The organism is Streptomyces iranensis (assembly GCF_017874715.1).
Classification (GTDB): Bacteria; Actinomycetota; Actinomycetes; order Streptomycetales; family Streptomycetaceae; genus Streptomyces; species Streptomyces iranensis.
This window is the reverse complement of record NZ_JAGGLR010000008.1, coordinates 174,070-191,247: the sequence shown is the minus strand read 5'-3', so window position 1 is coordinate 191,247 and position 17,178 is coordinate 174,070. Positions and strand designations below refer to the sequence as shown.

General features: G+C 71.6%; 17 protein-coding genes and 1 pseudogene. 12 read left to right on the top strand and 6 right to left on the bottom strand.

The window, feature by feature from the left end:
• The first annotated feature begins 8 nt into the window (after nucleotides 1-8).
• Nucleotides 9-653, top strand: coding sequence for a LysE family translocator (locus J2Z30_RS16275; protein ID WP_044571340.1), 645 nt, complete (start codon nucleotides 9-11; stop codon nucleotides 651-653).
• A 77-nt stretch (nucleotides 654-730) separates the two neighbouring features.
• Here J2Z30_RS16275 and J2Z30_RS16270 read toward each other — a convergent pair whose 3' ends face one another.
• Complete coding sequence (locus J2Z30_RS16270; RefSeq protein WP_245388093.1) at nucleotides 731-1,159, bottom strand: cupin domain-containing protein; 429 nt, start codon at nucleotides 1,157-1,159, stop codon at nucleotides 731-733.
• Nucleotides 1,160-1,675: 516 nt separating this feature from the next.
• Between J2Z30_RS16270 and J2Z30_RS16265 the strand changes: the two genes are divergently transcribed.
• The gene (locus tag J2Z30_RS16265; RefSeq protein WP_308279939.1) at nucleotides 1,676-3,094 is read left to right on the top strand and encodes an FG-GAP and VCBS repeat-containing protein; all 1,419 of its coding nucleotides are present in this window, start codon (nucleotides 1,676-1,678) and stop codon (nucleotides 3,092-3,094) included.
• A 213-nt stretch (nucleotides 3,095-3,307) separates the two neighbouring features.
• On the opposite strand, the gene J2Z30_RS16260 is transcribed toward J2Z30_RS16265, so the two are convergent.
• Together J2Z30_RS16260 and J2Z30_RS16255 are read right to left on the bottom strand one after the other, a co-directional pair.
• Nucleotides 3,308-3,964, bottom strand: a complete 657-nt coding sequence (locus J2Z30_RS16260) for a hypothetical protein (RefSeq protein ID WP_044571349.1) — start codon at nucleotides 3,962-3,964, stop codon at nucleotides 3,308-3,310.
• A 98-nt stretch (nucleotides 3,965-4,062) separates the two neighbouring features.
• Nucleotides 4,063-4,359, bottom strand: coding sequence for a GYD domain-containing protein (locus J2Z30_RS16255; protein ID WP_044571352.1), 297 nt, complete (start codon nucleotides 4,357-4,359; stop codon nucleotides 4,063-4,065).
• Nucleotides 4,360-4,559: 200 nt separating this feature from the next.
• On the opposite strand from J2Z30_RS16255, the gene J2Z30_RS16250 reads away from it, so the two are divergent.
• Both J2Z30_RS16250 and J2Z30_RS16245 read left to right on the top strand, forming a co-directional pair.
• Nucleotides 4,560-5,549, top strand: a complete 990-nt coding sequence (locus tag J2Z30_RS16250; protein WP_044581559.1) for an alpha/beta fold hydrolase — start codon at nucleotides 4,560-4,562, stop codon at nucleotides 5,547-5,549.
• A 155-nt stretch (nucleotides 5,550-5,704) separates the two neighbouring features.
• Nucleotides 5,705-6,968, top strand: a pseudogene (locus tag J2Z30_RS16245) (subtype B tannase); the annotation flags it as partial.
• 5 nt (nucleotides 6,969-6,973) lie between these two features.
• On the opposite strand, the gene J2Z30_RS16235 reads toward J2Z30_RS16245, so the two are convergent.
• The 3 genes from J2Z30_RS16235 to J2Z30_RS16225 all read right to left on the bottom strand — a co-directional run bounded on the left by J2Z30_RS16235 (nucleotide 6,974) and on the right by J2Z30_RS16225 (nucleotide 9,718).
• A complete protein-coding gene (locus tag J2Z30_RS16235) occupies nucleotides 6,974-7,708 on the bottom strand; it encodes a sulfite exporter TauE/SafE family protein (protein ID WP_044571353.1) in 735 nt (244 codons plus the stop codon).
• 35 nt (nucleotides 7,709-7,743) lie between these two features.
• Complete coding sequence (locus J2Z30_RS16230) at nucleotides 7,744-7,911, bottom strand: hypothetical protein (RefSeq protein ID WP_245388055.1); 168 nt, start codon at nucleotides 7,909-7,911, stop codon at nucleotides 7,744-7,746.
• Between the two features lie 184 nt (nucleotides 7,912-8,095).
• Nucleotides 8,096-9,718 (bottom strand): serine/threonine-protein kinase, encoded by a 1,623-nt coding sequence (locus J2Z30_RS16225; RefSeq protein ID WP_052701422.1) that lies wholly within the window; start codon nucleotides 9,716-9,718, stop codon nucleotides 8,096-8,098.
• 188 nt (nucleotides 9,719-9,906) lie between these two features.
• Here J2Z30_RS16225 and J2Z30_RS16220 point away from each other — a divergent pair, with 188 nt between their 5' ends.
• From J2Z30_RS16220 to J2Z30_RS16185, 8 genes are all read left to right on the top strand, one after another.
• Nucleotides 9,907-10,866, top strand: a complete 960-nt coding sequence (locus J2Z30_RS16220; RefSeq protein WP_044571356.1) for a TetR/AcrR family transcriptional regulator — start codon at nucleotides 9,907-9,909, stop codon at nucleotides 10,864-10,866.
• Nucleotides 10,867-10,915: 49 nt separating this feature from the next.
• Entirely contained in the window at nucleotides 10,916-11,809 is an 894-nt protein-coding gene (locus tag J2Z30_RS16215; RefSeq protein WP_044571358.1) for a beta-keto acid cleavage family enzyme, read from the top strand.
• Between the two features lie 63 nt (nucleotides 11,810-11,872).
• On the top strand, nucleotides 11,873-12,886 hold the full coding sequence (locus J2Z30_RS16210; protein ID WP_044571359.1) for a 3-hydroxyacyl-CoA dehydrogenase NAD-binding domain-containing protein: 1,014 nt from the start codon (nucleotides 11,873-11,875) through the stop codon (nucleotides 12,884-12,886).
• Entirely contained in the window at nucleotides 12,883-13,356 is a 474-nt protein-coding gene (locus tag J2Z30_RS16205; protein ID WP_044571361.1) for a thioesterase family protein, read from the top strand. The genes J2Z30_RS16210 and J2Z30_RS16205 overlap by 4 nt, the downstream gene beginning before the upstream one ends.
• A 160-nt stretch (nucleotides 13,357-13,516) precedes the next feature.
• Nucleotides 13,517-14,416 carry a class I SAM-dependent methyltransferase gene (locus J2Z30_RS16200; protein WP_245388054.1) on the top strand — a complete coding sequence of 300 codons (900 nt, stop codon included), beginning with the start codon at nucleotides 13,517-13,519 and terminating at the stop codon, nucleotides 14,414-14,416.
• 199 nt (nucleotides 14,417-14,615) lie between these two features.
• Nucleotides 14,616-15,407, top strand: a complete 792-nt coding sequence (locus tag J2Z30_RS16195; protein WP_209468694.1) for an MBL fold metallo-hydrolase — start codon at nucleotides 14,616-14,618, stop codon at nucleotides 15,405-15,407.
• Between the two features lie 38 nt (nucleotides 15,408-15,445).
• Nucleotides 15,446-16,039, top strand: a complete 594-nt coding sequence (locus tag J2Z30_RS16190; RefSeq protein ID WP_308279949.1) for a TetR/AcrR family transcriptional regulator — start codon at nucleotides 15,446-15,448, stop codon at nucleotides 16,037-16,039.
• Nucleotides 16,036-17,085 carry a 1-aminocyclopropane-1-carboxylate deaminase/D-cysteine desulfhydrase gene (locus J2Z30_RS16185; RefSeq protein WP_308279938.1) on the top strand — a complete coding sequence of 350 codons (1,050 nt, stop codon included), beginning with the start codon at nucleotides 16,036-16,038 and terminating at the stop codon, nucleotides 17,083-17,085. The genes J2Z30_RS16190 and J2Z30_RS16185 overlap by 4 nt, the downstream gene beginning before the upstream one ends.
• The last annotated feature ends 93 nt before the right edge of the window (nucleotides 17,086-17,178 follow it).

The window sequence follows — 17,178 nt, the reverse complement described above, 5'->3', positions numbered from 1 at the left end:
ACGGACATATGGTGTCCACCGAGAGCATTCTCGCGTTCGCGGCGATGTCGCTACTGGTGATCGTGATTCCGGGGCCGAGCGTGCTGTTCGTGGTCGGCCGGGCCCTCGCATACGGCCGTCGTACGGCCCTGGAGACGGTCCTCGGCAACGTCGTCGGCTGCTACCTGCTCGTGATCGCCGTGGCATGGGGTCTCGGCGCGCTGGTGGCGAGCTCGGCGGCGGTGTTCACGGGGGTGAAGCTGGCAGGGGCGGCGTATCTCGTCCATCTGGGCGTGCAGGCGTTCCGGCGCCGCGGGGACATGCGCGTCACGGACATGGAGGCCCCGGCCCGTGCGCAGCGCGGTGATCTGCGCACGGTCCTGGACGGCATTCTCGTCGGCGTCACGAACCCGAAGGGCATCGTCTTCTTCGCGGCGGTGCTACCGCAGTTCGTCAACCACTCGGCGGGCCACCTGCCCCTGCAGATGATGGTGCTGGGCCTGGTCCCGGTCACCATCGGACTGATCACCGACACGCTCTGGGGCCTGGGCGCCTCGGCGGCCCGTTCCTGGTTCGCCCGCTCCGACCGGCGGCTGTCGATGGTCGGCGGGGCGGGTGGCCTCGCGATGATCGGCCTGGGTGTGACCGTGGCGGCTACTGGCCGCGCCGACTGAGGAGCCGACCACTTCTCGTGATCGCACGGTCCGGCCGTTCCGGACCGGCATTGACCGGGTCCGGCGTCAGCGGTGGATCACGCACCCGGGCGGGGAGCCCGTAGGTGCCTGCGCTGGGTCAGTTCCTCGTCGTCGACCAGGGTGACCATGGGCTGGCCCGGTGCGCAGAACATGGTGACGATGAAGCGGCTCCAGGCGTCCGTCCGGTTGTTTCCGTCCTGGTAGTGGATGACATCGCCGCCCGGCTCCCAGAAGGTCTCCCCCGCCCTGATCACTCGCTCCGGCTCGCCTTCCAGCTCGAAGAGCATCTCGCCCTCCAGCAGGTAGCCGAAGGCGGGGCCCGAGTGCCGGTGCGGGGGGAGGCCGGGGCTGCCGGGAGGGTAGTCGACGCGGATCGTCATCCCCTCCGCTCCCTCCGGCACGAACGGCGGTTTCGCCGACTGCAGCACGGTGATCGCCGAGCTCAGCGCCGCCAAGCGCGCTTGGCTCTCGGCGCTGCCTGCCATCGACTCTTTGCTCGACATGGCGAGACCTCCAGGGGTGGGCCGGGTGGGCCGGGTGGGGCGGGAGAGCCCGTCGGCGTGGTCGATGGGTCCCCTTTCACCGGGCGCCGACGGCTCATGGGTCCAGATTGCGACGGTGCGGGGCGGGGCGCACGCGGGCCGGGGGACATGGGGGCCTCACGGTCAGTGACAGCCGTTGGCGGACGCGTCCAGGGCATCCCGTCGACGTGCGCAGCGGCGGCCGCCCGCAATGCGTCCGGCTTCTCCACCTTTGGCCTCAAGTTCTCAGCTCCGCAGGAGAGTTGGGCCGTGCCTGGCGTTGATCACGACCCTGTCTCGTTTTCCTTTGGTTGTGCAACCGTTCAGCTTTCCGACGGCTCTCCTTCCATGACCCTTTCCGTTCCGGCCGCCGGGGGAGACAGGTGGCGGTCGGGGCTCAAGGGCGACCGATGCGTTACTCATGGAGGATTTGTGCGCAATAGAACCCGAGGTGTGGTGGGCGTTGCGGTGGGTTGCGTCGTGACCGCCGCCGTGGCCGCCGGGGCCGGCGCCGTGGTGTCGAACGGCGACGGGACCGACGAGAAGCAGCCCTCCCCCACGGCTGCCGCGGCAGGGAAGATCACACCAGGCGATATCGACGGCGACGGCTATGCCGACCTCGGTGTCGGCGCGCCCGACGGGACCGTTTCGGGGAAGTCCAAGGCGGGCTACGTAGGTGTGACCTACGGGGCCAAGGCCGGGGTCGACACCGGACGGCACGGCACGTTGACGCAGGCCAGCCCGGGGATTCCCGGCACGCCCGAGGCCTCGGACCACTTCGGCTCGGCCGTGGTGCGCGGCGATGTGGACGGGGACGGGTACGGCGACCTGATCGTCGCCGCGAACTACGAGGCCATCGGCAACGCCAAGCGGGCCGGTTCGGTCACGGTCGTCTTCGGCTCGAAGGACGGCCTCTCCAGCGACGCCATCGCCTTCCACGCGCCCAAGGCCACCGCCTACGCGCTGTTCGGCGACCGGATCGCCGTGGGCGACTACAACGACGACGGCCGCGACGACATCGCCATCTCCGACGGCACCGAGGTCCAGGTCGTGAACGGCGCGGCGAACCTGCGCGAGACGGCCACCCCGAAGATGTCCAGCGTCACCCCGCCCGGCGGCGGCGCGGGCACCGAGCATCTGTCCTCCGGCGACATCAACGGGGACGGCTTCGCCGACCTGGTCACCGTCGCCTACCAGGACGACCCCGCCGACGAGGGCACGCTCGGCGTGCTGCCCGGTTCGTCCGGGGGGCTGAAGAGCACATCGCTGGGCAAGGACGTACCGCTGCCGTTCGCCTCGTACCGGGCCGTGGTGGGTGACGTCAACGGCGACGGCAAGGACGACGTCGTCACGGACACCGGGTTCACGGACGGTCCGGACGACGCGCGTCTGCGGACGTACCCGGGCACGGCCGAGGGGCTCGACACCGCCAATCCGGTGAACTGGACGGGCAAGGCGCAGAACGGCATCGCCTCCCAGCTCACCGACGTCAACGGCGACGGCCACGACGACCTCGTCGTCAGCGACACCGACGCCGAGGCCCCCGGGGGCTACAACGACGCCGGTGCCATCACCGTGCTCAAGGGCACCAAGGACTGGCTGACCGACGCGGGCGCGCAGACCTTCTCCCTCGACACCGAGGGCGTCCCCGGCGACATGGCGGGCGGCGACTGGTTCGGCGACGCCGTCTCGCCGGCCGACTACAACGGCGACGGCAAGCCCGACCTGGCCGTCGGGGTCCCGAACCGGACCGAGGGCGCGGGCGCGGTGGCCCTGCTGTACGCGGGTGACGACGGGCTCACCGCCGAGGGCTCCGCCCTCATCGGGCCGGGCGATCTCGGCTCCCCGGCGGACGACGCCGCCTTCGGCAAGGAGCTGTCCGGCCCCGCCACGAAGTAGCACCACCTGGTTGTCGGTTCGGTGGCCTGGCCCGCGTTCTTCCGGGCCGGGCCACCGGCTCGGCCATACCCGGGCCTGCCCCGCCTACGCCATCGCACAACCAAACGCCGTTTGCGGCTGGTGACACGGTTCTTACCGGCACCCCCAGAAGCGACGCAGCGCCTTCTGGGGGCCGGGTACGTGCGAATGGCGCGCGGGGGCACTGGGCCTGGCTCAGCGCGCCACCCGGCCGTACTTGTCCGGCCTGGGGGCTGGTGCCACGGATTCCGGGGCCGGGTATTCGGGCTGCTCCTGGCAGGCCATGGCGGACGTGACCTTCTTCGCCGTGGCGATGAGCAGCTTCGCGTGGGAGTGAGCACTTACCGTGACGGCGTCGCGCAGCTTGAACTCAAGCGCGTACCTGTCCCCGGTCCGCCTCTCGTTCAGCCCGCAGCGCACCTCGAGTGACCCCGCGCTGCCGCCGATGGGCTTGCCCACGGTGGCGCGGACTGAATCACCACCGGGGACCCGGTGTGCGACCCATGCGACGTCGAGGGACATCAATTCGTCGCCCCTCCCGTTCTCCAGGAAGCACAGGTCGTGGCCGGTCCCCCAGGTGGTCTCCTTGGACAGCCCCGCGGCGGCCTCGGCGGGGCTCTCGGACTTCACCGGAGTGACCCGGTCGGCGCCCGACCGTGCCGCCTCGGCGGCGATCTCCTTGTCGAATACGCCGCCGCACGCTTCCTCCAGACGGACTTCGGCGGGACGGTTCTTTGCGGAGGCGTCGTTGTCCTCGCTCTTCTCCCCGTCGCCGCCGCAGCCTGCCAGCGTGAGTGCGGACGCGAGTGCGCAGGCGGCCGGGAGAAGACGACGGAACCTGCGTGTCAGCATGGCGCCCTTTCACATGCGGCGGTGCAGCCGCCGCTCCCTGTGAGTTGGCGCCGAACCCCGCGGGGTCTGGCTGAACTTTACGGAACAGACAGCCTCAGTCAGCCGGCGGCCTTGGCGATGATGCGGCCCATATCCTCCCGCCCGAAGGCCCGCAGGGTCGTGGTGCGGACATTGCCCAACGCGCCGAGCTGCAGCGACGCCGCGGTCGCGGTCTCGTCGTCCGGGGCTTCGACGATGCACACGAGGTCGTACGGCCCGTCCGTCCAGTAGATGTCCACGAGCCGGGCCCCGAGCTTGTTCAGTGCCGCGGCGAAGTCCTCGGTGCGTTTGGTGGTGTCCTTGTAGGCACGGACTCCCTGCTCGGTCCAGTTCAGCAGCGTGATGTACGTCGCCACGGCCCTCACCTCCACGAGAAGACTCACCGTGCGATCAATTCTGGGAGTAACACCCCGAACCCGCACATCTGGTGCGTCGGCGGGCGGCCGGATCGGTTTGCCGAACTGGCAACAAGTGCGGTCAGAGTCGTCCTTGAAGCGGCAAGCTCGGACCCATCGGCCGCCACACGGAAATGTTCAGCGCGACCCGGGAGGGAACCATGCCGCAGACACCGCCCACAACCGACCTCACCCACCGCCTGGTGCCCTCACCCGCCGGGCGGATCCACCTCGTGGAGCAGGGCGGCACCGGCCCGCTGGTGCTGCTCGTCCACGGCTTTCCGGAGTCCTGGTACTCATGGCGCCACCAGCTGCCCGCGCTGGCCGCGGCCGGGTATCGGGTGGCCGCCCTCGATGTCCGTGGGTACGGGCGCTCGTCCAGGCCCGCGGCGGTGGACGCCTACCGGATGCGGGAGCTGGTGGCGGACAACGTCGCCGTGGTGGAGGCGCTCGGCGAGGAGTCCGCCGTGGTGATCGGGCACGACTGGGGCTCGCCCATCGCCGCCAATTCCGCCCTGCTGCGCCCGGATGTGTTCCGGGCCGTCGGAATGCTGAGCGTGCCGTACGCCCCGCGCGGCGGCCCCAGGCCCTCCGAGGCCTTCGCCGGGGTCGGCGGGGACGAGGAGTTCTACGTCTCCTACTTCCAGGAGCCGGGCCGGGCCGAGGCGGAGATCGAGCCGGATGTGCGCGGCTGGCTCGCGGGGATCTGCGCAGCGCTGTCCGGCGACACCATGCCCGGACCCGAGCTGCCCGACCCGCACTTCGTCACGCCCGGCCGGACGCTGCGCGAGCGGTTCCCCGCCGGACGGCTGCCCGCCTGGCTGAGCGAGGGGGACCTCGATGTCTACGCCGGTGAGTTCGAGCGGACCGGGCTGAGCGGAGGGTTGAACCGCTACCGGAACATGGACCGGGACTGGGAGGACCTGGCCGAGTACGACGGCGCGCCCATCACCCAGCCGTCGCTGTTCGTCGGCGGCGCCCTGGACGCCTCGACCGCCTGGATGGGCGATGCGATCAAGGCGTACCCGAGCACGCTGCCCGGACTCGTCGGCTCGCACATCCTCGAGGACTGCGGCCACTGGATCCAGCAGGAGCGCCCGGAGGAAATCAACCGGCTGCTGGTCGACTGGCTGGATTCGCTTCCCGCGTGACGCGAATGGCTCCGCCTGAATGTCGGTGGGGCTATGAATTCCCTGTGCACGGCTTAGGTGTTCACGATGAAATCAACATAATCGTTGACGATTTTGCGGTCACCGCCTTACGTTCTCGTCGACCCAGGAGGCAGCAGAGCGCGCCATGTGAGGAGAGCGTGTCCACGGACGACGGCGCCAAGAAGGTGACGTACCGCCTGTACAAGGGCGTCGTCTATGTCGCCAGGCCCGTGGACACGAAGTACCAGAGCCTCAGCGTCAGCGTTCCCGTCGAGATCGACGGCAGGGCCGTCGACGCCACCGACGCCCCGATCCTCCTCGCCAACCGGATAGGCGGCTATCTGTCGTCATCGGCGACGGACGACAGCGGCCCCGGGGGTCCAGGAGGCCCTGGCGGACCCGGGGCACCCGGCGGCATGGTCAGCAACGCCGACTGGGGGCTCGCCTCGGGCTACGTCGTGGTGAAGCCAGGCGCGCGGGGCCGTGACCTCGTCGCGCCGGACGGTACGTACTACGGCGTGGCGCCCGCCGCCATCGTCGACCTCAAGGCCGCCGTACGGTACCGCGTCCCGGGGAACACCGACCGGATCGTCTCCTCCGGCACCAGCGCCGGAGGCGCCCTGTCCGCCCTGCTCGGCGTGTCCGGCGACAGTCCGTCGTACGAGCCGTATCTGAGGGAGCTGGGCGCGGCCGACGCGAGCGACGCCATCTTCGCCGGCAGCGGCTGGTGTCCCATCGCCGACCTCGAGCACGCCGACATGGCGTACGAGTGGATGTTCGGCGGCAGCGCGCTGAGCTCCGGCGAGGTCGTCGACCAGACCGTCTCGAAGCGGCTGAGCGCCGCGTTCGCCGACTACCAGGCGTCCCTGCGGCCGCAGGGGAAGCGGGGCTTCGGCCCCTCACCGCGCGCACCTACGACGACTACCTCCTGCGGACCTACCTCCAGCCTGCCGCCACCCGCCACCTCACGGCGCTGCCGGACGCCGAGCGCAGCGCCTACCTCGACAAGAACGCGTGGATCACCTGGTCCGGCGTGAGGGAGGTGTCTGCGTCGGGTTCATCAGGGCCAGCGTCCGGGGCAGATCGCGGTCGAGCCGTGCGCTGTCGTCGCCGGTCGTGTGGCGGAGGCTGTACGGCGTGAAGTGCCGGGCCTTGGTGGTTCCGCGGCCGAAGAGGTTGTTCTCCGGCGCGGAGAGGCCGCAGGAGTCGAAGGCCGGTACGTTCTTCTTCCGCCCCACATGCGCGAGGAAGTCCTCCCATGCGAAGGCCGCGCTGCGTCCTCGGCAACCTCGCCGCCGGCCTGGAGAACCTCGGTGACGACGTCAACGCCCTGATGTGCTGGGACGCCGGCACGGGGCCAATCAGGACCCGGGTGACTTCATGCGCTGGATCGGCGAGGTGACGGGCTACCGAAGGTAGGGCCCTCAGAGCTCCCATGCCCCCTTCGCCAGCGTGGACAGCCCGCCTGCCAGCGCCAGCAGCAGGACGAGCAGGCGGGCTCCGTGGTCGGGGACGCGGGTGGTGAGGGACTTGCCGATGATGGCGCCCGCCGTCATTCCTGCCGCCGCCAGGGTCCATAGGGGCGGGCCGAGTCGGGGGACCCCGTTGGCGGCGATGGAGAACGTGTTCACCACGATTCCGTAGAACTGCGCGTTGGGCACGAACTCGCGGACCGTCCAGCCCGCGTTCACCGCGTACAGGGATATCGGCGGGCCGCCCACACCGGCCGACGCGTTCATGAAGCCTCCGGTGGCGCCGGCGGTCAGGGCTCCTTTGACGCCGTTCAGGGCCGGGACGCGCATACCGGCCATCACCAGCAGGACGGCCAGGCTCACCAGGGTGCCCGTACCGGCCAGGAGGACGGGTTCGGGGAGGCGGGCGGCCACCCAGGTACCGGCCGGGACGGTGCAGGCGGAGGCGGCCACCAGAGGGACCATCGCGGTGAGCCGCACCCGCCGCCAGCCGCCGTCGATGAGTCCCAGCGCGCAGATGGCGCCGGACCCGCAGTTGGCGAGGGCGACGCCGTCGGCCGGGCCGAGCAGCAGGACGAGCGCGGGCACCGCGATCAGCGCGAACCCCATGCCCGTCAGCCACTGCACGGACGCCCCCGCCATGACGATCCCGCCAAGCACCAGCTCCGCGCCACAACAACCACTCATCGCACGGAGTCTCTCGCATCCTGCGCGGAATGAGATCAGCTCTGTGGGCTCTGGAGGGCGCGGAAGTCGTCGAAGAAGCCGTAGTCGTGGGCCGGTGAGCCGTCGTCGGACGGCTCCACGGTGCGGTCGCGGAGGCGGGGCAGGATGTAGTCGAGGTAGGGCTGTACCCTCTCCGGCGCGGACACATGGGGGTGGATGTCCACGCCCTCGATCTCCGGGGTCCGGCGGGTGAAGGACAGCCAGCGGTCGGTGGCCCGCGTCCGTGCCGGTGCGCCAGGCGCTGCTGCGCGGACCTCCCGGAAGGACGCGTCGACGAAGTCTGTCCGTTGCCCATGGCGCCCACGTTTTTCACGGCACCGCGCGCACGGGGCGCGCCGCGCCGCGCGGTCAGTGGGTGATCTGCACGGTGACGGTGACGGCTCCCTTGTTGTCGTCGAGGCAGCCCTCGCGGTCGTTGGCACGGAGTTGCAGGGTGCCCGCGCGGGTGGCCTGGAATTGCCAGTCGCGGTGTACGGCATGGGGGTTGTCGGGGTTTCCGGGGAAGCGGCCCAGGAGGGCGCCGAAGGTGACCGCCGAGTCCACCTTGCAGTCCTGCCAGGCGAAGCGGAGGGATTGGTCGTCGGCGGCGGTGTGACCGGCCGGGCCGACGAGGGGGAGGTGGGCGGAGTCCACGGTCCAGGTGCCGCTGGTGTAGCGGACCGACACCTTGTCGCCCTTCTGGACCGGGGTGCTCGTCGCGGACTGCCAGCCGCGGGCCGCTTCCACGGTCACCTTGCTGGTGGAGGTGGCGGGAGGCTGCGCCGCGTCGCCGTCGTTGTCGGACGGGGGGCCGAAGGTGAAGAAGAGGCCGGTGGCGAGGGCCGCCACCGCGAGGGCCGCGCCCGCCGTCCACCACCAGGTCCGGGCCCGGCCCCGGCCGCGGGGGCGAGGGGGTGGCGATCCGGCCGTCTGGTCGATGACGGTCGGTTCCCGGTCCAGGGCGGGGGTCCCGCCGAGGGTGGGCGATCCGGTGCGGGTGTGGGGTGCGGTCGGTGCGGGGGCGCCGGTCAGGGTGTGGGGTGCGGTCGCCGCGGGGGTCGCGGTCAGCGTCGGGGAGTCCGTCACGTCCGCGGGGGTGGCCACCACGTCCGTGGGGGGCTCCGGGAAGTGGCCCGGAGTGCCCGCCGGAGGCAGCGGGCCCGGGTCTTCCACCCCGTCCGCCAGGCGCCGCAGCGCGGCGCCGACCGTGGCCGAGGACGGGCGCTGGTCCGGTGACTTGTTCAGCAGGGCCTCGACGACGGGCCGCAGGGAACCGACCCGTTCCGGGATGTCCGGGTCCGCGAAGGTGACCGCGTGCAGCGCGGCGGCCCCCGTGGAGCGCTGGAAGGGCGCTACGCCGGAGGCGACCGCGGACAGGGTCGCGCCCAGCGACCACAGGTCCGACGGCGGGCCGGCCTCCTCCGCGGTCAGCCGCTCGGGCGCCATGTAGCCGATGGAGCCGAGGAGTTCACCGGTGGAGGTGAGCGACTCGTCGTCTTCCAGGGCGGCGATGCCGAAGTCGGTGAGGACGGCGCTGCCGTCCCGGCGCAGCAGGACGTTGGCGGGCTTGACGTCGCGGTGCAGCGCCCCGGCGGCGTGCACGGCCTCCAGCGCGCCGAGCAGCTGCAGCCCGATGGCGGCGGTGTGGCCGGGGGTGAGGGGGCCGTCGTCCGCGATCCGGCGGGCCAGGTTGGGGCCGTCGATCAGCTCCATCACGATCCACAGCCGGCCGTCGTGTTCGACCAGGTCATGGACGCCCACCACATGCGGGTGGTGCACCCGGGCGACGGTACGCGCCTCTCTCAGCGCCCGGCGCAGCCGTCGGTGGTACTCGTGGTCGTCGCTCGCGACGTTCAGCTCCTTGGCAGCGACCTCGCGCTCCAGCATCTGGTCGTAAGCGCGCCAGACCGTGCCCATGCCGCCTCGCCCCAGCCGGTTGCCCAGCTGGTAACGGCCGCCGATAAGCCGTACGTCGTCCCCATCCGATGTCACCCGATCTCTCCTGTCCTCACGCCCGGTGAGCATAGTCGGAAGTGTTCGAACATCATCGGGCACAACTGATGCATCAGTCAGCTCGCATCGCAATTTCCGGGTGAAATTCCCATGAATTTAGGGAGGAATCGGGCACACCACTGCCACATTCATTGCGTTTATCTCAACGCATCCGTACCGTGTCGGTCATGCGGCAACAGTTCGACGTGGCGGAACGCGTACGTCAGGTGATCGGCGAAGCCGGTTGTACCCAGCGCGAATTCGCGCGGCGGGTCGTGATGGACCCGTCCAAGCTCTCGCGTTCGCTCAGCGGGAGCCGGCGCTTCACCGTGGCCGAGCTGGCGCGGATCGCCGACGCCGGAAACGTGGACGCCGGATGGCTGCTGGGCACCACGACGGCCGACGGAGCGGACGGCGGAGCCGACGGAGCGGACAGCGGAGCCGAGGGAGCGTACGGCGGTGCGGCCGGCAGGGCGGCCGGGGCGCCGCGGCCGCCCGCCCCCACCGCGCCCCCCGGCAGCGGACGGCCGCTGCAGATCGTGCGGGAGACGGTCCGGCTCATCGCCGAGCGCGGCTTCCACGCCGTACGCGTCGCCGACATCGCCGCCGCCTGCGACACCAGCACCGCCACCATCCACTACCACTTCCCGGGCCGCGCCGAGCTGCTCGAGGCCGCCGTGCGCTGGTGCATGGACGAGGACACCGCGCGCCGCGCCACCCGGATCGCCGCGGCCGACGACGCGCGCGAGGAGCTGCGGCAGCTGATCGCGCTGCAGGCGCCGTACACCGAGCGGCAGCGGCAGCAGTGGCTGGTGTGGATGGACCTGTGGGCCGAGGCCGCGCGGTCCACGGCCATCGGGCGGCTGCACGCCGACTTCTACCAGCAGTGGCGGCGGACCGTGGCCGAGGTGATCCGGCGCGGGATCGAGCAGGGGGTCTTCCGCACTGTCGACCCGGAGTTCAGCGCGCTGCGCCTGACCGCGCTGATCGACGGACTCGCCATCCAGGTGCTGGCCACCGGGCCCGGTGCGGGCGGTACGAGCGCCGAGGCCATGGACATCGCCTGCAACGCGTACGTGGACACCGAATTGACCGCACGGCGCTCCGGCGCCGACGCGGCCGGACCGGCCGACCGGCCCGGACCGTAGCCGAGGCACCACAAGAGTGCGGTGCACCGCAAGAGAGGGAGAGAAGCCCATGCCCATGAACGACAGCGTCATCATCACCTGTGCCCTGACCGGCGCCGGTGACACCGTGGGCCGCAGCCCCCATGTCCCCGTCACCCCCGAGCAGATAGCCCGCTCCGCCGTCGAGGCCGCGGAGGCCGGGGCGGCCGTGGTCCACATCCACGTACGCGACCCCGAGACCGGCGCCCCCGCCCGCGATCCGCGGCTCTACCGCGAGGTCGTGGAGCGGGTCAAGGAGACCGGCACCGACGTCGTCATCAACCTCACCGCGGGCATGGGCGGCGACCTGGTCATCGACCCGGAGAACCCGCTCACCCACCTCCCCGGCACCGACCTGGTCAGCGGCCTCGACCGGCTTCCCCACGTCGAGGACCTGCTCCCCGACATCTGCACCCTGGACTGCGGCTCGCTCAACTTCGGCGACGGCAGCAACCTCTACGTCTCCACCCCCGACATGCTGCGCACCGGCGCCAAGCGCATCCAGGAGCTGGGCGTACGCCCCGAGCTGGAGATCTTCGACACCGGGCAGCTGTGGTTCGCCAAGCAGCTGCTGGCCGAGGGCCTGCTGGACGACCCGACCGTCTTCCAGCTGTGCATGGGCATCCCGTGGGGCGCCCCGGCCGATCCGGGCGTGCTCGCGTCGATGGTCAACATGCTGCCCGAGGGCGCCCAGTGGGCCAGCTTCGCGCTGGGCCGGATGCAGATGCCGTGGGTGGCGCAGTCCATCCTGCTCGGCGGGAACGTACGGGTCGGCCTTGAGGACAACCTCTACCTCAGCCGGGGCGTCAAGGCCACCAACGGCCAGCTCGTCGAGCGCGCGGTCCAGGTCACGGAGCTGCTGGGCGCGACTGTCGCCACGCCGGACGAGGCGCGGCAGCGGCTGGGCCTCAAGCCCCGCGCGTAATCCCCCCACGGCTCCGCTCTCTTCCTCCCCCCTCTCACACCCCCTCACACCCTTAGGACCGCCATGCCCTCATCCCCCTGCGCCCCCGAAGAGGTACGCCGTGTCGCCTGCGTCGGCGCCGGAGTCATCGGCGGCGGCTGGGTCGCCCACTTCCTGGCCCGCGGCTACGACGTCACCGCCTGGGACCCGGCCCCCGACGCCGAGGAGAAGCTGCGCCGTCTGGTGGCGGCCGCCTGGCCCGCCCTGGAGCAGATCGGCCTCGCCGACGGCGCCTCCCCCGACCGGCTGACCGTCACCGCGACCCTGGCGGAGGCCGTGGCCGACGCGCAGTTCGTCCAGGAGAGCGCCCCGGAGAAGCTGGAGCTCAAGCGGTCGCTGCTGGCCCAGCTGGACGCGGCGGCCCCGCCCGGCGTCGTCATCGCGTCCTCCACCTCCGGCTATCCGATGACCGATATGCAGACCGAGGCCGCCGGCCCCGACCGCCTCGTCGTCGGCCACCCCTTCAACCCGCCGTATCTCATTCCGCTGGTCGAGGTCGTCGGCGGGAAGCGGACGGACGCCGCGGCGGTCGAGTGGGCCTCGCGCTTCTACGAGGTGGCGGGCAAGTCCGTGATCACCATGGAGCGCGAGCTGCCCGGCTTCATCGCCAACCGGCTCCAGGAGGCGCTGTGGCGGGAGGCGCTGCACATGGTGGCCAACGGTGAGGCCACGGTGAAGGAGATCGACGACTCCATCACCGAGGGGCCCGGACTGCGGTGGGCGTTCATGGGTCCGTGCCTCACGTTCGCCCTGGCGGGCGGCGACGGAGGCATGGGACATATGCTCGACCACTTCGGACCCTCGTTGAAGTCTCCGTGGACCCGTCTCGAGGCGCCTGAGCTGGACGACACGCTGCGTGCGGCCATGGTCGACGGCTGTGACGAGGCGGCGGGCAGCCGTACCATCGCGCAGCTCGTCGCGGAGCGGGACCAGGGCGTCATAGACGTCCTGCGGGCGACTGGCCGTCTGCCGCGGCAGCGCACCGAGGGGACGGACGGCATCGCACATACCCCCAGCACCATGGGAGACGAGAAGTGAGCAGCACGCTCCCCGACTACCGGCAGACCGTACGTCCCGAGTGGATCGACTACAACGGCCATATGAGCGAGGCGTTCTACGTCCTCGTCTTCGGCCACAGCACCGACGAGATGATGGTGGAGACCGGCCTCGACTCCGCCTACCGCGCCAAGACCGGCTGCTCCCTCTACACCGTGGAGTCGCACATCCGGTATCTGAGCGAGGTCGAGGAGGGCGCCGAACTCACCATCCGTACGCGCGTCATCGGCGTGGACGGGAAGAAGGTCCGGTTCACCCACGAGATGCATGTGGGCGAGCCGGACGGCGCCCCCGTGGCCACGACCGAGCTGCTCGCGCTCCACATCGACCAGAAGGAGAGCCGCTCGGCTCCGTTCCCCGATGAGGTGCGGGAGCGGCTGACGGATCTGCTCGAGAAGGCCCCCGAGTGGGCGGGCCGGGCGATCGGCCCGGTTCCGGCCGAGGCGGGTTGAAGGACCGCCGTACCGCCTGAACGCCCCGGTCCCGGATTCGTCCGGGGGCCGGGGCGTTCGCCGTTCCGGATGAGGGACCGGGTGAGGTTGAATGGCGGTGGAGGCGATGGAGGCGGTGGGGGAAACGCCGAGGGACGCGCGTGCGAGGAGTGACGACGCCATGGCGGACGCCGGACCGGACGGGAACAGAGACGGGAACAGGGACGGGGACGGGGACCGCACGAGGGACGGCGAGGGCGGTCGGCGCGTCGAACTGAGCGAGGTGCCCGAGACCCTGCTGTGGAACCTCTATATGCGGGCCGCCGAGGCCCGCCGGGCGCGGACCGTGCTGGACGACCCCAAGGCCGTGGAACTGGTCGACCGCGTCGACTACCCCTTCGAGGAGACCTTCGGGGCGCCCAGCCCGCTGCTGGCCCAGGGCCAGGCGCTGCGGGTCCGCACCTTCGACACCGCCGTACGGGCCTTCCTCGACGAGCATCCGGACGGCACGGTCGTCACGCTCGCCGAGGGTCTGGAGACGCAGTTCTGGCGGGTGGACAACGGGCGGGCGCGCTGGCTGTGCGTGGAGCTGCCGGAGACCGCCGAGGTGCGGCGGGCGCTGCTGCCGGACGAGGAGCGGCGGCGCACCCTCGCCCGCTCGGCGCTCGACCTGTCCTGGCGGGACGAGGTCGATCCGGCGCGCGGAGTGCTGATCACCGCGCAGGGGCTGCTGATGTATCTGCGGCCGACCGAGGTGAAGGACCTGATCGCGGGGTGCGCCGAGCGGTTCCGGGGCGGGGCGCTGGTCTTCGACGCGGTGCCGCGCTGGTTCAGCGCCCGGACGATGCGCGGCGAGATGCGCACCGCGCGGGGCTACAGCCCGCCGCCCATGCCGTGGGGCATGGACGCGGGTGAGCTGCCGAAGGTGCGGACGGCCCATCCGGCGATCACGGACGTGCGCGAGGTGCCGCCGCCGCGCGGGCGGGGGTTCTACTACGGGGCGCTGGCGCCGCTGATGCGGTGGCTGCCCGCGGTACGGAATCTGCGGCCGACGATGACGGCCATGGCCCGCTTCTCGTAAGGTCCCCGGCCTGTTGCCGGGCTCGCCGGTTCGGCGAGGACCCGGCGGTTCTCGGGCACCACGCGTCGACTTCTTTCGCCCAACGCCAAGAACGGTCGTTCTGCTACAGTCGGAACGAGCGTTCTAAGAACGATCGTTCTGGGCAGGTGTGCCCGTTCTGCGCGCATGCCCGATCAGACCGGACCGCGAAGGAGCCGCTGTGCGATTGCGACGATTGGGCTGGGCGGGCGTGGAGCTCGAACATTCCGGCCAGACGCTGGTCATCGACCTCCTCGGGGACGCCTCACCGCTGTTCTCGGACGAGAAGTTCCCCCCGGCGTCCCGCCCCGGGGAAACGGCCGCGGCGTTGGTGACACACCTGCATTCCGACCACGCCGATCCGGTCGCCATCCGGAAGGCGCTCGCCGACGGTGCGCCCGTGTACCGGCCCGAGCCGGTCACCGGGGAGGGTGACGACCTCAAATGGACCTGCGAAGCGGAGGCCGCGTTCCGCGAGCACGGCATCGCGGCCGAGGCTCTCCAGCCGTGGGAGGAACGCGGCGTCGGCCCGTTCCGTATCGGCGCGGGGCCCTCCGTCGACGGGCTGGGAGATCCGCAGCTCTGCTGGGTCGTCGAATGTGACGGCGTCCGCGTCTTCCATGGCGGAGACACCATCTTTCATGGTCAGTGGTGGTCGATCGCACGCCGGTTCGGTCCGGTGGACATCGCCTTCGTGCCCATCAACGGACCGATCGTCGAACTCCCCCACCTCCAGCCACCGAGCCCCTTCAACGCCGTCATGCTGCCGGAGGAGGCCGCGGTGGCGGCCCACATCCTGGGCGCCCGCGTCGCGGTCCCCATTCATTACGGCACGCTGCACAAGCCCCCGATCTACATCGAGACTCCGCGGGCGGTAGAGCGTTTCGAGAAGCGCGCGCGGGAACTCGGGATCACTCCCCTGGTCACGCCCCCCGGTGAGTGGTTCACCCCGCGGAACGCGCCGGTACACTAGAACCGACGTTCTGGCTCAGGAGGATCCCGGGGTTGAGGGTGGTGGACCACGACGAGGCGCGGTCGCGCTTGCTGGAGGCGGCTGAAGAGCTCTACTACCGGCGCGGCATCCACGCGGTGGGAATGGACCAGGTCCGGGACCGCGCGGGGGTGTCACTGGCACGGCTCTACAAGCTCTATCCGTCCAAGCACCATCTCGTGGCCGCCTACCTGCGGGTGTACGGCCGACGGCTGCGCGCCCGGCTGGCCGAGTCGGTCGAGCGGGCCGCCCCGGCCCCGGCCGGCTCACGGGCGCGCCTGCTCGCGGCGTTCGAGTCCCTGCGGGAAACCATCGACACCCCGGGTTTCCGCGGCTGTGCCTTCGTCAACGCCTGGGCGGAGCTGGGTGGGCACGGGGACGAGAGCCACCTGCTCGTGGCCGAAGCGGTACGAGAGCACAAGACCCTGCTCCGCGACTATCTGATCGGGCTTGCCGAGGACTACCCCGACCCGCGCGGCGTCGGCGAGCAGATCCACATACTGGTCGAAGGGGCCATGGCGACGTCCGCGGTCCTGGGCGCGGAAGCCGCGCGCCAGGCCCGCGACAGCGCGGCCACGGTACTCGCCGCGGCCGACGGCGCGCGCCGGGCGTGACGCGCGACGTGACGCACGGCGCGACGCACGGCGTGTGGCCCCGGCTGCCGTCCCCCGTGCGGGACGTGACCGACCCGTGGCTCGCCGACCGGGGCGTGGCGCTGCGGCTGAAGCGGGACGATCTCATCCACCCGCTGGTGCCTGGCAACAAGTGGCGCAAGCTCACCCCGAATCTGCGCGCGGCCGTCGAGCGCGGCCACACCCGGCTGCTCACGTTCGGCGGGGCGTACTCCAACCACATCCGGGCGGTGGCAGCGGCGGGCGCCGCGTACGGGCTGTCGACGGTCGGCGTCATCCGGGGCGACGAGCTGGCCGACGCGCCGCGCAACTGGTCGCTGGCGCGGGCCGAGGCACACGGCATGGAGCTGGTCTTCGTCACCCGCTCCACCTACCGCGAGACGCTGCGCGGCCTGGGCGAGGACGACCCTGGCACCCTGCGGGCGCTGGAGGAGCGGTGGGGGCGCGCCTACGTGCTGCCGGAGGGCGGTACGAACGTCCTGGCGGCGCGCGGGGCGGCCGCGCTCGTCACGGAGCTGCCCGACCCGGGGCCGGGCGATGTGGTGTGCTGCGCGGTGGGCACGGGCGGCACGCTGGCCGGGATCGCGGCGGCGCTCCCGGCTGGTGCGCGAGCGGTTGGGTTCGCCGTCCTGAAGGGGGCGGAGGGCTACCTGGACGGCGAGGTGGCCGCGCTGCACGAGCGGGGGTGGGGGCGGCCGTTCACCAACTGGCGGATCGAGCACGGCTACCACGGCGGCGGCTACGGACGGGTCCCGGCGGAGCTGGAGGCGTTCGCGGCGGAGTTCGAGGCGCGGCACGGGATCCGGTTGGAGCGGCGATACGTGGCGAAGACGCTGTGGGGCGTCTACGGACTGGTGGAGCGGGGTGAACTGCCCCCGGGCAGCCGGGTGACGGCAGTGATCACCGGGCCGCCGGATCCGGCGGATGCGGAGGACGCGGAGGACGCGGAGGACGCGGAGGACGCGGAGGACGCGGCAGGTTCGGCGGGCTCGGCGGGCTCGGCGGGTGGTGTCCGGCCCGAGGCGTGACCCGCCGCGCGGGTCACCTCGCGGCTCGGCCCTCCCGGGCCCGGCCCCGGTCACGGCTCGGCGCACGGACCGGCGTGGCCGATCGCCGGACGC